Genomic DNA, 14,481 nt, shown 5'->3' with positions numbered 1-14,481 from the left:
TTTTAACTGTCCGCAAACAGCCATTTTGGCACACATTTTTCTACCGGGCCATCATTTTCTCGGCGAGCGCCGCGACGATTTGCTCCCGAGCCTCGGTAACCGGAGCGGCAATTCGCAATCCCGCCGCCGCCCGGTGCCCGCCCCCCCCGAACTTCTCGGCAACGGCTCGCACGTCGAATTCCCCCTGGCTGCGAAGGCTCACTTTCGTCAGCGCGGGGTCGACCGCCACGAGCAGGGCCGCCACCTCGACGCCGGCGATCGTCAGCAAGCGGTTTACCACGTCTTCGCTATCGCTCGCCTCCGCACCAGTCTCCGCGATGTCGTCGAGCGTCGCCACAGCGTGCGCCATGCGGCCATCGGCGTCGACGAGAATGCTGGTCATGATCCGGCCATGCAATTGCACCCGGGCCAGCGTGTTCTGCTCGTACAACTGTCCGAACATGTCCGAAGGCGAAGCTCCTGCGGCCACCAACTTCTCGACCGCCGCGTAGGTCGTCGCGCCAACCGAGGGAAAACGAAACCAACCGGTGTCGGTCGCAATCGCGGCGAACAGTGCCGAGGCCATCTCTTCCGAAACGGGAACGCCGAGTGCCTCTATCGCTTCAAGCACCAGCCGTCCATTGGCCTCGGCCGAGTCGTCTTTGAACACAATCGCACCCATGTCGTCACCACTCACGTGGTGATCGATCACCACCTTCTGGGCGTTCGATGCACGAATCACTTCGCCCATTGGACCGAGCTGTTGCCAAGCGCTGGTGTCAAGCACCATCATCACGTCGACGCCCTCCGCCAGCAGCTCGCTGGGAAGGACATTCTCACCGAGCGTCTCGATGCGGCGGTGCGGATCCATGAACTGAATGTGCGGCGGAACCGAGTCGGAGTTCACGACGCGGACTTTCTTGCCTAGTGCCTCGAGCGCGGCGGCCATTGCCATCTCGCTGCCGAGCGCGTCGCAGTCCGCGCGCATGTGCGTGGTGAGCACAAACGATTCGTTCGCAGCCACCAAGTCGACAAACTCTCGCCACGCAATTGCCATCAAGTCCTCGTTGCCGTTTGGCCGATGTGGGCCAGGTATTCGGTTGCCAGTTGTCCCGCCGAGGCGACGTCCATCTCGAGCTGCGTCTTAAGCGCGGTGGCTGAGTCGAACATCCGCGTGTCACGCAGCCGCTCCAGGAAGTCGACTTCCAGAATCTGGCCGTACAGAGTCTCGTCGGACCCAATCAAGTGTACTTCGACCTTGGTGGTCATGTCGCCAAACGTCGGATTGGGCCCCAAATTGAGCGCCGCCGGCACTCCGCGACCCGCCACCCACGCCACGCAAGCATACACGCCGTGGGCTGGAAGCAGCGTGTCGATTCCTTCGAGATTCGCCGTGGGATAACCGAGCTCGGTCCCCCGCCCTGCCCCGTGCGTCACCAAGCCACGTATGCGGTACGGCGACGTGAGCCAACGCCTCGCTTCGCCCACACGCCCCAAATGCACCAGGTCGCGGACGCGCGAGCTACTAATGAGCGATTGGTCTTCTTCCAACGGTTCGACGATGTCGAGCGTGATCCCCTCGCTCGCGGCGTACTCGGCGAGCGTGGCGATGTTCCCTGCGCGGTTCTTGCCAAAGAAAAAGTTCGGCCCTTCAACAATCGCGCGGGCATCGAGCACTTCGAGGATCACGCGATCGAAAAACTCGCGCGGCACCAGCGACAACAGCCCCATATCCGTGGGGTAGGCGACCACCCAATCGACCCCAAGCCCGGCGAGCAACTCGGCCTTGCGCTCAGTCCACGTCAGCGGTGGCGGACAAGCCTCGGGACGCAACAGCCTTGCGGGGTGGGGGTCGAACGTGAACACCACCGCCGGCCCTCCCACTTCGCGAGCCCGCTCCAGCAGCTTCGCAATGATGCGAGCGTGCCCCAGATGAACGCCATCGAAGTTCCCGATGCTCACCGCCCCCCCACGGGCAATGGGTGGCAAATCGTGAACATGGCGAATAACTTGCACCGGCTGGCTCTCGTGCGGCCTGAAAAACTACCAAACCACCAGTATCGAACCCGCGGGGGTTTAGGTCAACGCGGGGGGAGTTTCGACCTGGGACGGTGCTCTGCCCGCGTGATAAAATAGAATGGTAGAATTGAAGCGTCCCAGGGATCCCATCTCATGAGCACCGAATTTGCACAAATCGAAGCCATCCTGCCACGACTATCGGCGGCGGAACGCCTGCTGCTCGCCCAACAACTGACACGCGAGACGGGGCTCACGGGTGCGGGAAATTCGGACCTGATCACCGGAATCGATGTCGATCCCCGTGTGTGCGGCGGCGAAGCGCGGATCGTTCGCACGCGCATACCCGTCTGGCTGTTGGAGCAGGCTCGTCGGTTGGGGAAATCTAATAGCGAACTATTGGCGGCCTACCCTTCTTTGCGAGACGACGACCTCATCAACGCGTGGCGATACGTCGAACTCCATCGCGACGAAATCGAACAGCAGATCGTCGACAATGAGGCCGCGTAATGGCTCGGCTCTACGCCAATGAAAACTTCCCGCTTCCCATAGTCCAACGACTCCGAGAGCTGGGGCACGATGTTCTTACCACACTCGATGCCGAAACCAGCGGGGGGAGTCCGACGACACGTAGGTCCTCGGCTAATGTGTGAGAATAAAGAGTGTTCTCTCCACTTGAAGGTGAATAGCCGACGACCTACGTGTCGTCGGACCATGAGCCTCGGTCCGATGCACTACTCCCCCAACTCCCGAAACGCCGACGGCAAGTAGTCGACAATATCCGTCGCAATCAGCGAAACCTGTCCGAGCTTCTCCGCCGCGTGGTCGCCGGCCAGTCCATGCACGTGCACGCCGAGACGTGCGGATTGCCAAGCGTCGAGACCTTGCGCCAGCAGTGCCGCGATCACGCCGGTGAGCACGTCCCCCGCTCCGCCGGTTCCCATGCCGGGGTTGCCGGTCGCGTTGGTGGCGTGCTGCTTGTGGTTCGCCACGACGGTGCCCGATCCCTTGAGCACCACAATTGTCTGGTGCGACTTGTCACGCAGCGCAAGTGCCAGTGCTCCCTTCGTTCGCGTGGAAGGACGCGCGCCGAGTTTGTCCCCCGTCAACCGCGCAAACTCACCTGGGTGCGGAGTGAGGACGCGTGGGCCGCGCGGCGTGGCGAGCGCCTCGGGCAGCTTCGCCAGTGCGTTGAGCGCGTCGGCGTCCACCACCATTGGCTTCGCAACCTGCGTGTAAAGTTGCTCGACGATGGATACGATCGCCGGCGAACGGCCCAGCCCCGGACCAATTGCAATCACGTCGGCTTCCTTGACCAGCTCCATCAACGGATCCATCGCGTGCGTATCGAGCCGATCGTCGTCGTCCGCCAGGCCCACCGTCATGTAGGCGGGCGAGAAACTCGCCACGGTCGACTGCACGCACCGCGGCGTCGCAATGGTCACCAGCCCCGCGCCCGAGCGCAGCGCCGCCATGCCCGACAGTGAGATGCTCCCAGCCATCCCACGCGAGCCACCCACCAGCAGCACTCGGCCATAATTGCCCTTATGCCCTTGCTGATCGCGAGGTTCGAGTCTCGGCACCGCTTGCTTCGATAGATCTTTTACCGTGTCTTTCATAGGGCGGATTGTAGCAGAACTTCGCGGCCTCCACAGGCGGTTGCGGATGCCCCTGCCCTGCGCGATAACACACGTATGGAAGACCGCATCGCCCTCACCCGCCAGCAATCGCGCGAAGTCGATCGCATTGCTATCAACCAGTACGGCATGTCGGGTCTGGTGCTCATGGAAAACGCCGGGCGTGGGTGCGTGGATCTCCTAGAGCGCCGCGGCATCGCCGGCCCCGTCGCCATCCTCTGCGGCAAAGGCAACAACGGCGGCGACGGATTTGTCATCGCGCGGCATCTGGAGATTCGCGGGTACGAAGCCCGCGTAATACTCGTGCCGCGCCCCGAGGAACTCACCGGCGACGCGGCCGCGAACTTTCAAATCCTCCGGAAGTCTGGCTCGATGATTATTCCACTCGCCGACGAAGGGGGTTCAGCCGCATTGCCGGACGCACTCGATCACGCGTGCCAAGGTTGCGACTGGCTCGTCGACTGCCTACTCGGCACCGGCGCCACCGACGATCCCCGCCCGCCGTACGACTCGATCATCGAATGGATGAACGCCGAACCCGCGAAGCGCCTCGCCATCGACGTCCCCAGCGGCCTCGACTGCGACACGGGCATCGCATCAGCGACTACCGTTCGCGCGAATGTCACCGCGACGTTCGTCACCACGAAAGTCGGCTACGCAAATCCCTCGGCGCAAGCGTACTTGGGAGAAGTCGAAGTGATCGACATCGGGATCCCAAGGAAGTTGCTAGAAGAAATCCCCCAATAGCCGACGACCTACGCGTCGTCGGACCGACTCAACAGGCTTCTCAAGTATCACAGCTGAGCGGGGCGCCACGTTCCCTCTCCCCGTCCCTCACCCGGGACGAGGAGAGGGAACTCTATTGGTCGGGGGGAGGGAACTCAAGTCGCTATCCCGCGTTGAGTTCCACCTCGGGACTATCTGCCACGTGTACCCAGCAGTGCACGTGCGGCGCGCCGCGGAAGTGCCAGACGAACGCGGGGCCTTCTAGCCGCCAGTTGTCCCACACTTTGTCGTTACCCAGGTCACCCTCCTGGTAAAACGCCAGGTGGCACGCGTTGAGGCCGCCGTGCTTTTCGAGGCACTTGAGCACTTCGTTCTGATCGTCGGTGCGGTAGGGCTCGATAAGTTTCTTCAGCACCACCTGCATGTGCTCTTGTTGATCGCTCGAAAGCTGGCCCACTGGGATGCCCTGGAACTCCTTGACCGCGTCGCCCTCGAAGTATACGTCGTCCTCGGCCGGCATGTTCGGGTTCAGCACCAGCGCCGCTTCTTGCTGTTCGCCATCGAGCATTTGGTAGAGCTTGTTCGCAGCCTCGGCTTGTGGCCAGAACACGTTGCCACGATGCTTGGGGCTTTCGTCGAACGTCTCGGCCGCGTGGCCATAGAAGATCGGCCCGCCGAACGCCACGTGCGGCGTCGTGTTGCCATCGGCCCGCAGCGTCATGTGCCGACCGGTGAGCACAAACTCGCACTTGTCGGAACCCGGCTCGCCAAAAATCGCAAAGCTGTTCTGCTTGCCGAATCCGCCCGAGTCGTCTTTCAGTTGCTTGTAAATCCGCTCGTGCCACTCCGGCTGCACGATCCCTTCGAAGATGAGCCGCACCATCTCGCGCTGGTCATTCGTGAAGAAATCGCTCGCCACGAACTTGTCGGTGATGTCCCAGTTCGCCGACACATGCGTGCGGAGCAGCCCGCGACCATCTTCATGGTCCCACGCAAAACAAACCGCCTCGCGCTGCCCTGGCGACAACGAATCGTACAGCACCTTGGTCATTAGCTCGGGCGTCACGATCTTCTTCGCCGGCTCGCTCGCCAGCAAACGAACCCCCGGCAACATCGACGCCACCCCCGCCCCCACGGCCAGCTTACCTGCATTGTTCAAGAATTCACGCCGACTCGAACTCGCCTGGTTCAACGGAAACATCGCTGGCTCCTAGAGAAAGGAAGGTGGGACGCCCTCATTGTAGAGCCGGGATAAATCCGCTGCCACAACGTACAACGGAATTTATTCCGTTACCTGCGGATCAGGAATGGCCACGAAAAGGAGGAAGAGACACGAAGAACGAAAAGAATGGACTCGATCCAGCTGCCTGCTCTACTTGTTCAAGCAACGCGTGGTAGCAGCTGTAAGTTCTTATTCCTATTCGTGGCTTCTCGTGCCTCTTCGTGGCGATCTTCTACGACGACTTCCGCTGACACCCCCGGCAGTAAAACGTCGACCGCTGTGCTTGCACGATGCGCAGAATCCCCTCGCCGCACCGCGGGCACGCTTCGCCCGCGCGGCCGTAGACGCGGTGCAGGTTCTGGTAGCCGCCATCTTGGTTGAGCGCGTTGCGGTACGTCCCGTCGCCCAGCGTGGAGCCTTCGTGCCGAACCGCCTCTTCGAGCACTTCGATCCCGGCGTCGGCGAGTCGCTGCCATTCTTTCCGCGTGACGCGGTCGCACCGTTTCTCGGGATGAATGCCGGCAAGCCACAACATTTCGGCGGCGTACAAGTTGCCAATGCCGGCAACGATTTTTTGATCCAAGAGCGCCACTTTGATTGCCCGCTTGCTCGCACACAGTCGCGTCCGGTAAAGGTCGGCGGTCATCACCAGGGCGTCGGGACCGATCTTCGCGGCACTGTACTCCTCCGCAAACTCGGCCTCGGAGAACAGCCGAACGCCCCCCAGCCCGCGACGGTCCCAGTAGTAAAACGCCTCGGGCCCTCGCCCCGCCATTTGAACTCTTAGCCGCAAGTACAACGGGTCCGGCGAATCGGCAAGCAGCACCAAACCGGTCATCCGCGGCTCGATCACCAACCGATCGCCGCTCGACAGCACCACGACCACGCGTTTGCCAACACGCCCAAGCTCGGTAACCGTCTCCCCCACCATCCGCGCACGCAGCCGATCAATCCGCGGCAGAATGCGAATCGGCTTGCGAGGACACGCCAACTTCTCGGCATCCACGACGCGCCGACCCAACACAGGCAAGAGCCCGCGACGCATTGTTTCGACTTCAGGAAGTTCGGGCATGGAGGAGGGGGTTAGGGGTTAGGGTATAGAGACGGTAGCCGGCAAGACGTAACGCAACACTGTACGCCGAACTCGCCAATAACGCACCAAGAACAAAGGCACCGCACCAAAGCGTATGTGCCCCAGACGTCGTAAGCTCAAATGTCGAATTGGATGAGTGTATGTAGCGGATCCAATCACACGTCAATGAGTATGCAATTATCGCAAGTGGGAAGGAAAGCACCAAGTACACGTACATGGTTAACGGTCGAGGCGCCGATTTGAGAATTAGGATTGCTGCCATGCAACCTGGGAGAACGGGAATGGCAAAAGTCATCCAGACAACAAACCAGCTCAACATGCCATCACGCGAGGAATACCAAGTATTCATACCTCCCATCGCTGCAAGCACTGCAATGACGGTCGTCCAGGTGAAGAGGTAGCGAAGATCAAAGCGGGTGAGTTCCTCATCCTGCTGAACCGTACCACTCGGACTTCTAGCGGAGAGGACTAAGCCTCGGACCCTTCTAAGGTAAGTAAGAGCCAGAAAATAGGTGGCACATAAAAGCAATGAGCCGGACCACATGTAGACGGAGCCGCGCATCTGGGAGAACACCAAAAGCATGACGACAGCAAATGCCGTGGGCACTCGCGATTTTAAGGGCCTCGCTGCCAAGGCTCCCCACAATCCGCAGAGAAAGTACTGTGCCATGATCGCCCCATACAGGCACTGAACGACATACACAGATAACGATTGGAGGACGATCTGGTGGCAGACCTCAAAATTGAACACACAAGACGCCAGCACCAACCCCAACGGCACCCACCGCTCGCGCAGCGAACCCCGCGGCTCGGCTGGCGTCTCTTCAACGACGGTGGGCGGCTCTTCGGTCAAGGCACTCATTCGGCGATAGGCGAGTCGGGCACTACCATTAATAAACCGCACTCACCCTCGCGATTCCATCCCGCCATGCCCCAGCCCCGAGCCTCCAGCCCCAAGCCCCCTCCCACTCCCACTCCCCGCCGCCCTTGAACCGCCGCCCCCCGCAACGGACAATGAAGGGTCCCAAGGAACCCCACGAATATGAGCACTTCTACCGCTACTCCCGCTGTCCCCGATTCCGCTGGCCGTTTTGGTCAGTTTGGCGGCCGGTACGTCCCCGAAACGCTGATCAAGGCCCTCGACCAACTCGCCGCCGAGTACGAGAAGGCGAAGGCCGACAAGGCGTTCCAGGACGAACTGTCGCTGCTGCTCCGCGATTTCGTCGGACGCCCCAGCCCGCTGTACCACGCCAAGCGGTTGAGCGACCAGTGCGGCGGCGCGCAGATTTACTTCAAGCGCGAGGACGTCAATCACACCGGCGCCCACAAGATCAACAACACCATCGGCCAGTGCCTGCTCACGATGCGGATGGGCAAGACCCGCGTCATCGCCGAAACCGGTGCCGGCCAGCATGGCGTCGCCACCGCCACGGCATGCGCCCACTTCGGACTGCCCTGCGTCGTCTACATGGGCGAGGAAGACATCCGTCGCCAAAAGCCCAACGTCTTTTCGATGAAGCTGCTCGGCGCGGAAGTCCGTCCCGTGACCAGTGGTTCGCGCACCTTGCGCGACGCGATCAACGAAGCGATGCGCGACTGGATGAGCACGGTCGATGACACCCATTACATCCTCGGCTCGGTGGTCGGCCCGCATCCCTTCCCGCAGATCGTCCGTGACTTCCAATCGGTCATCGGCCGCGAGACCATCGAGCAGTGCCGCGAGCGACTCGGCCGCCTACCCGACACGGTCGTGGCGTGCGTCGGTGGTGGCTCGAACGCCGCGGGCATGTTCTATCCGTTCGTCGAACACACTGATGTCGAACTCGTCGGCGTCGAAGCCGGTGGACGAAGCAACAAGCCCGGCGACCACGCCTCGCCCCTCACCTTCGGCCAACCCGGCGTGCTGCACGGCTCGTACAGCTACGTGATGCAGGACGACGATGGCCAAACGTGCGACGTCCACTCGATGAGCGCCGGCCTCGACTACCCCGGCGTCGGCCCCGAGCACAGCTACTGGAAAGACACCATGCGTGCCAAGTACACCAGCTGCAACGACACCGACGCGATGAAAGCCTTCGACGCCTGCGCGGCGAACGAAGGCATCATGCCCGCTTTGGAATCATCGCATGCGGTCGCGAAAGCGATGGAGATCGCCAAGACCCGCAAGTCCGACGAGGTAATCGTGGTCTGCCTCAGCGGCCGCGGCGACAAGGACGCGATGGAGATCGCAAGACTGAAGGGCGTCGACTTCGGTTAACGAAGTTCGGCGAGCTAGCCCACGTGCTTGCCTCTTCGCCGTGAACCAAGAACCGCAAGCTGGAAGCTTCCGCCACGGCAATACAGACCTACGACCCATCAAGCTAAGGGGGGATGCGATGCGACTTCAAGCCATCTTCGTCATGATTCTTTCCATCTCGCTCGTCCCGGGTTGTGAGAAGAAAGCCGCGTCCCCGCCGCGCACTTCTGGCGGCCTACCAGTGGTTGACGTGGAGGAAGACGACGCCGACATGACCGCGGCCATCGAGAAAGCTCGCGACTCGGTCGATAAGTTCGTGACCGCAATGGAGAATCCCACTCCTCAGCAGGATGGATTCTCTATCAAGCTGCTCGTCGAAGATGGCCCGAAAGGCGAGCATATGTGGCTATCGCCAGTGCGTTTGGAAGGGGACGAGTTCGTTGGTGTATTGAACAACGAGCCGCTCGATTTGAAAAACGTGAAGATCGGCGATGAGCTCAGGGTGCCAAAGAGCGAAATCTCCGACTGGATGTATCTCGACGGAGGAAAAATGGCCGGGGCCTACACCCTCCGAGTCTTAATGGAAAAAGCCACTCCCGAAGAACGGGCCGCCATGCCCGGCGGCATGGAGTTCATCGAAGACTGATACGTCTCGCGCACGCTCCCAGGTTACGTACTTTCTCCCGCAATTCGTCGAGAATTATCTTGCGCCGCGGCTCATTTTCTTGAAACCTCGACGGGCCTCTTAGGGTAACTTAAATGCCAGGCGAATTTCGCTTGGCACGAACTGGAAGGTTACCTAATATGCCCCGCATCGCCTTACTAATTCTCTTCCTCTTCGCTACATCGCCCACCTTCGCGGCGCTGACTCCCGAGCAGCTCGACAGCGTCAAGTCGTGGCTCGCCACCCCCGCCGACCAGCGCCCCGCGATCGACACGCTTGGACTCCCCGACCAGCTTTCGAAAGCCGACGCCAAGCAAGTCACCCAGCAGCTGTGGAACCTGATTGAGGAAACCGATGACGAGTCGCCCCTCGGCCCGCTCCCCAAGACGGTGGCCGAATCGGAGAAGGGTGGCCGAATCGATATCACCTCGGGGGTGCTAACGCTCGGCGAACACAACATGCCCTTCGCCGTGATTCGGCGCGAAGAGAAGAAAGCTCCCAAAGCAGGAAGGCCACTGTTTCTTTGTCTCCATGGCGGAGGCCAGTTTGGCGACGCCGATGGACCGCACTCGTCGCCGATCAACACGAAGGAGATGGAAGCGCAGTTGCACCTGTCGCTACTTGCCTATCCGTCCGAGGGCATCTACTGGATTCCTCGTATGGCCGACGACCGCCTCGGTCGCTGGTGGCACTACCACAATCAACTAGCGTTCGACCAAGTGATCGACCACGCCATCGCCCACTGGGGGGTCGATCCCAACCGCGTCTACCTGCTCGGCATCTCCGAAGGGGGTTACGGCACCGACATCCTCGCGCCGTTCATGGGCGATCGTTTCGCCGGCGCGAGCGCTATGGCCTCGGGCGTCGGACTTGGCAACCCGCCGGCGAACCTTCGTAACGTGGCCTATCGTTCCGACGTTGGTGCCGAGGACAACATGTTCGATCGCCGCAAGCTGGCCGTCGAGTTTCATGAGGAACTCGACAAACTGCACGAAGCCGATCCCGATGGCTACGAGCATTCGATCAACGTCCAGGAAGGCCGTGGCCACGGCGTCGACTACCGCCCCGGCCCGGGTTGGATTGCCGAGCACACTCGCAAACCGTTTCCCGAGAAGATCGTCTGGATAGACCAACCGCTCGACAAACATCGCCGCGACCGCTTCTACTGGATCGGCCTCGATGACACCGATCGCACGGGTCGCAACCGCATCGTCGCCACCGCCGATCGAAAAGCCGGCAAGATCGAAGTCACCGCCGAGCAGCTTTCCGAAGAGTTCGACGAAGGCCATCCTACGCACATCGGCGAGCGCGATAGCAACCCCCAGCCTCTCACGGGCACCAAGGTGGTTCTACTGCTTTCCGATGACTTGCTGGATCTCGACAAACCCGTCGAAGTCAACCTCAACGGCAAGCCTCAAACCATCACCCCCAACCGCTCGGCCGCCGACATCCTAGAATCGCTCGCCACCCGCCCCGACCCCACCATGGCCGCAAGCTGCCGCGTGGAGCTTGGGGCGGAGTAGCGAACACATCGCCTACGAAAGCGACGCAGGGAAGACGACGCGAACATTCTCGGCGAAATTGCCCAGGATTTTCGGACCTCTAGCGACCTGATACGATACTGAGAGCGACCTCGCTAACCGACTCCGTTTCTCCGCCTCCCTGCGCCTTCGCGTTCCATCATCATGCCGGCTATCGACGAACTCTTCACGAAACTCCGCTCCGAGAACCGCAAGGCGTTGATGCCGTTCGTCACCGCGGGCGATCCCGACGTCGAGTTCACCTCGGCGGTGCTGAAGGAAATCGTTGGTCGCGGCGCGCACCTTTGCGAGGTCGGCATTCCCTACAGCGACCCCATCGCCGATGGTCCCGTGATCCAGGCGTCGTACACGCGGGCTCTTGGTAAGAAAGTAAAGCTCGCGGCGATCCTCGACATGCTCGCGGCAACCACACCCAAGCTCACCGCGCCGGTGGTCACGATGGTCAGCTACGCGATTGTCTATCGCCACGGGCTCGCCCAATACTGCGACGACGCACGCCGCGCGGGAGTGGATGGTTTGATCGTGCCCGACCTTCCGGTGGAGGAGTCCGCCCAACTGTCCGCGATCTGCCGCGAGCGAGGATTGTCGCTCATCCAGCTCATTACTCCTACGACCCCACGTGAGCGAGCGCTCCACATCTGCGAAACGTCGAGCGGCTTTGTGTACTACGTCTCGGTCACCGGCATCACGGGCGAGCGCACCGAGCTCCCGCCGGACATTGTCGAGAACGTGAGCTGGCTCCGCAGCGAGACGCCACTCCCCATCTGCATCGGCTTCGGCATCAGCGCCCCCGAGCATGTCAAGCTCCTCGCCCCCGTGGCCGATGGCCTGATCGTCGGCTCCGCAATCGTCCGCCGAGTCGCCACCGCCGCCGAACGTCCGCGTGAGGAAGTGCTCAAAGAAGTCGGCGACTATGTCGAAGAGCTGCTCGCGGCGTTCTAACGGCGCGCACGCGTAATGCTAACGTCGAAGCACGAGTCGCGCCAGCTGAGCGATAACGTGATACACGGCACCTAGTACTGCCCCAAACGGAGCACCAATCACGGCATAGAGTAAGGGTGCCACGATTAGTGGTGATACTCCGAAGGCATACTTATCCGACCACGCTCGCAGCTTTAGCAGAAGTTCGTGGGCGTTGCTTCGTTCCGGCGCCCCCTGCGTTAAGAGTAGTATTATCAGGATTAGCCCCCCGAGCGCGACCGCACCGAAGGTCGCGCCTCGCAGCACCTGTCGGCGAAATCGCTGGAACGACGTCAAGGGAACGCGTGCTTCTTCTGCAATCGCTTGACTACCTTCGTAAGGATTTTTCATGCGTTCGTTCTCCGAAACCAATCTGGACGGGCGGCTAGTTCGGTGCCCGATGGTAACACAACCACGGCCACGATCTTCCCCCCAAATATTTGACCTTCCCCACCACTCGCAACTACTATTGATGTAGCGGGCGATCTTGTGGTAAAGGATCGCTTGGCGAATGGTATGTCCACAGGCGAACTGGGCTTGCGACCGCAAGTTCACTGGCTATCGTTTGGAGGCCTTCGACATGCAAGAGCAACGGCGCGGTGAGCAGGTCCGTCGGTTTTTTGCCGGCGTGACGGAGTACGTTTTCCACACTCGCCTCGGGGTCGCGGACCCTCCGATGGTCGACTACATCTCCGAGCTCCTCACCCGCTTTCTCCGCAGCGAAGAGGTCTACGCGATTCGCGGCCCGCGAGGTGCGAGGCTCACGCAGGTGGCCGACATGCTCGAGGAAGCGTCGCATCGCCAAGGTCCCGCCAAGCGTCAGTTGCATCGTCATATCGGTGACTTCACGTTGTTCTGGACGGGCCTCTATCCCGAAATCGCCGATCGCATGCAGCAAACCGGCGGCAAGGATCGTCTGCTCGACTATCGCGACCAAGGCAAACGTAACTACCTGATCGCGAGTACCATTCCCGTGGAGCGCGAACAAACCACCTCCGAAGTTCTCCAAAGGCTCAGCGACTGCTTCGACATCTGCACCTACGGCCTGCAAGAGATTCGCAAAACGTGGGAAGAAGACGACGGTGTCCCGGGGCCGATTCTGTTTGAGTGAGTATTATTTAGCCACGGATGGGCACGGATCGAACACGGATAAGAACAATACAGACGAATGACCTAATACCCAAATGAGGAAGCAAACGATCGGCATTCGTCGTTGGGTATTTCGTCATTCGTCTTTTTCTTATCTGTGTTTCATCCGTGTGAATCCGTGGCTAAAAACGCCTAGGTCACCAAGCCTTTCGTCACCATCATAAACACGTCCTCGAGCGTAGGTTCTTTGTCGGCGAACGAGATGAGCCCCACGTCCGAGCTCGCCAGCGATCGCATCAGGCGGCTCACATCGGCGTCTTCGCCGCTCATCTCGACCAAGCAGTTGCGACTGTTGACCTGCACACTGCGAACATTCGGATCGCTGCGAATGAGACTCACGCCGCGCTCGATGTCGCCGGCGAAGCGGATGTCGATGTGGCGGTTGCTTTGAATCTTGCGATAGACCTTGTCGATCGGCCCGTGCAGTAGCAACTGCCCCCGCTCGATGATGCCAATCGACGTGCAGCAGTCGGCGAGCTCCGTCAGGATGTGGCTGGAGATCAAAATGGTCTTCCCCATCCGCCGGAGTTCTTTAAGCAGCGCTTTGACCTCCAGCCGAGCACGAGGATCGAGGCCACTCGATGGTTCGTCGAGAATCAGCACCGGCGGGTCGTGCACCAGGGTCTTGGCGAGGCAGAGCCGTTGCTTCATGCCCCGCGAAAGGCCATTCACGTAGTCGTCGCGCTTGTGCGTCAGGTCCAGCAGCTCCAGCACGTCGCCAATTACCGCTTTGCGGCGTGCCTTGGGAATCTGGTACGCGACGGCGAAGAAGTCGAGGAATTCCCACACCTTCATCCCGTCGTACACGCCAAAGTTGTCCGGCATGTAGCCGACGCTCTGCCTTACCTTGAGCGGCTCCTTGGTCACGCTGTGCCCGTTGACGGTCGCCTCGCCGTGCGTCGCTTTCAAGAGCGTGGCGAGGAAGCGAATGGTGGTGCTCTTCCCGGCGCCGTTCGGCCCGATGAACCCAAACATCTCCCCCGCCGCGATGTCGAGATCCAAATTCTCGACCGCCACGAAGTCGCCGTAGGTCTTGCGGAAGTTGCGTATGGAGATCATGCGTATTTGGGTTAGTAGGTTAGTAGGTTAGTGGGAACCGAACGGGTGTCATCCTGAACGAGCCTAGGCGACTGAAGGATCTACGTTGCGATGGTAGGAAACTTACGATTTGATGGCAGGCGAGATCCTTCAGTCGCTAGGGCTCCCTCAGGATGACATAAGGGCTGAGGCTCCCTCAGGATGACAGGAGCGAGCTGCT

The 14,481-nt window shown here is 60.8% G+C and carries 15 protein-coding genes; 8 read left to right on the top strand and 7 right to left on the bottom strand.

Going from position 1 to position 14,481, the window contains the following annotated elements:
• Positions 1-40 precede the first annotated feature (40 nt).
• Together SH292x_RS02845 and ribF are read right to left on the bottom strand one after the other, a co-directional pair.
• A complete protein-coding gene (locus SH292x_RS02845) occupies positions 41-1,036 on the bottom strand; it encodes a DHH family phosphoesterase (protein ID WP_442484070.1) in 996 nt (331 codons plus the stop codon).
• Positions 1,036-1,995, bottom strand: coding sequence for a riboflavin biosynthesis protein RibF (ribF, locus tag SH292x_RS02840; protein ID WP_442484069.1), 960 nt, complete (start codon positions 1,993-1,995; stop codon positions 1,036-1,038). Before ribF ends, SH292x_RS02845 begins: the two co-directional genes overlap by 1 nt.
• A 156-nt stretch (positions 1,996-2,151) precedes the next feature.
• Between ribF and SH292x_RS02835 the strand changes: the two genes are divergently transcribed.
• Together SH292x_RS02835 and SH292x_RS02830 are read left to right on the top strand one after the other, a co-directional pair.
• Positions 2,152-2,505, top strand: a complete 354-nt coding sequence (locus SH292x_RS02835; RefSeq protein ID WP_442484068.1) for a DUF433 domain-containing protein — start codon at positions 2,152-2,154, stop codon at positions 2,503-2,505.
• Entirely contained in the window at positions 2,505-2,648 is a 144-nt protein-coding gene (locus tag SH292x_RS02830; protein ID WP_442484067.1) for a DUF5615 family PIN-like protein, read from the top strand. The genes SH292x_RS02835 and SH292x_RS02830 overlap by 1 nt, the downstream gene beginning before the upstream one ends.
• A gap of 81 nt (positions 2,649-2,729) precedes the next feature.
• Here SH292x_RS02830 and SH292x_RS02825 read toward each other — a convergent pair whose 3' ends face one another.
• Positions 2,730-3,614 carry an NAD(P)H-hydrate dehydratase gene (locus tag SH292x_RS02825; RefSeq protein WP_442484066.1) on the bottom strand — a complete coding sequence of 295 codons (885 nt, stop codon included), beginning with the start codon at positions 3,612-3,614 and terminating at the stop codon, positions 2,730-2,732.
• 75 nt (positions 3,615-3,689) lie between these two features.
• On the opposite strand from SH292x_RS02825, the gene SH292x_RS02820 reads away from it, so the two are divergent.
• Positions 3,690-4,379: an NAD(P)H-hydrate epimerase gene (locus tag SH292x_RS02820; RefSeq protein WP_442484065.1), complete on the top strand. Its 690-nt coding sequence runs from the start codon at positions 3,690-3,692 to the stop codon at positions 4,377-4,379.
• 142 nt (positions 4,380-4,521) lie between these two features.
• Here SH292x_RS02820 and SH292x_RS02815 read toward each other — a convergent pair whose 3' ends face one another.
• Together SH292x_RS02815 and mutM are read right to left on the bottom strand one after the other, a co-directional pair.
• A complete protein-coding gene (locus SH292x_RS02815; RefSeq protein WP_442484064.1) occupies positions 4,522-5,559 on the bottom strand; it encodes a DUF3500 domain-containing protein in 1,038 nt (345 codons plus the stop codon).
• Positions 5,560-5,812: 253 nt separating this feature from the next.
• Positions 5,813-6,652, bottom strand: coding sequence for a bifunctional DNA-formamidopyrimidine glycosylase/DNA-(apurinic or apyrimidinic site) lyase (gene mutM, locus SH292x_RS02810; RefSeq protein ID WP_442484063.1), 840 nt, complete (start codon positions 6,650-6,652; stop codon positions 5,813-5,815).
• A gap of 1,063 nt (positions 6,653-7,715) precedes the next feature.
• On the opposite strand from mutM, the gene trpB reads away from it, so the two are divergent.
• The 4 genes from trpB to trpA all read left to right on the top strand — a co-directional run bounded on the left by trpB (position 7,716) and on the right by trpA (position 12,056).
• Positions 7,716-8,930, top strand: a complete 1,215-nt coding sequence (gene trpB / locus SH292x_RS02805) for a tryptophan synthase subunit beta (RefSeq protein ID WP_442484062.1) — start codon at positions 7,716-7,718, stop codon at positions 8,928-8,930.
• A gap of 118 nt (positions 8,931-9,048) precedes the next feature.
• Complete coding sequence (locus SH292x_RS02800) at positions 9,049-9,555, top strand: YegJ family protein (RefSeq protein ID WP_442484061.1); 507 nt, start codon at positions 9,049-9,051, stop codon at positions 9,553-9,555.
• Between the two features lie 158 nt (positions 9,556-9,713).
• Positions 9,714-11,096 (top strand): hypothetical protein, encoded by a 1,383-nt coding sequence (locus SH292x_RS02795; protein WP_442484060.1) that lies wholly within the window; start codon positions 9,714-9,716, stop codon positions 11,094-11,096.
• A 162-nt stretch (positions 11,097-11,258) separates the two neighbouring features.
• A complete protein-coding gene (gene trpA / locus SH292x_RS02790) occupies positions 11,259-12,056 on the top strand; it encodes a tryptophan synthase subunit alpha (protein ID WP_442484059.1) in 798 nt (265 codons plus the stop codon).
• An 18-nt stretch (positions 12,057-12,074) separates the two neighbouring features.
• On the opposite strand, the gene SH292x_RS02785 is transcribed toward trpA, so the two are convergent.
• A complete protein-coding gene (locus tag SH292x_RS02785) occupies positions 12,075-12,425 on the bottom strand; it encodes a hypothetical protein (protein ID WP_442484058.1) in 351 nt (116 codons plus the stop codon).
• A gap of 160 nt (positions 12,426-12,585) precedes the next feature.
• Between SH292x_RS02785 and SH292x_RS02780 the strand changes: the two genes are divergently transcribed.
• Positions 12,586-13,185, top strand: a complete 600-nt coding sequence (locus SH292x_RS02780) for a hypothetical protein (RefSeq protein ID WP_442484057.1) — start codon at positions 12,586-12,588, stop codon at positions 13,183-13,185.
• A 170-nt stretch (positions 13,186-13,355) separates the two neighbouring features.
• On the opposite strand, the gene SH292x_RS02775 is transcribed toward SH292x_RS02780, so the two are convergent.
• The gene (locus tag SH292x_RS02775) at positions 13,356-14,282 is read right to left on the bottom strand and encodes an ATP-binding cassette domain-containing protein (protein ID WP_442484056.1); all 927 of its coding nucleotides are present in this window, start codon (positions 14,280-14,282) and stop codon (positions 13,356-13,358) included.
• Between the last annotated feature and the right edge of the window lie 199 nt (positions 14,283-14,481).

Origin of the sequence: Aeoliella fuhlenseeensis (genome assembly GCF_052161615.1) — a bacterium.
Taxonomy (GTDB): Bacteria; Planctomycetota; Planctomycetia; order Pirellulales; family Lacipirellulaceae; genus Aeoliella.
This window is presented reverse-complemented; position numbering and strand designations above follow the sequence as displayed.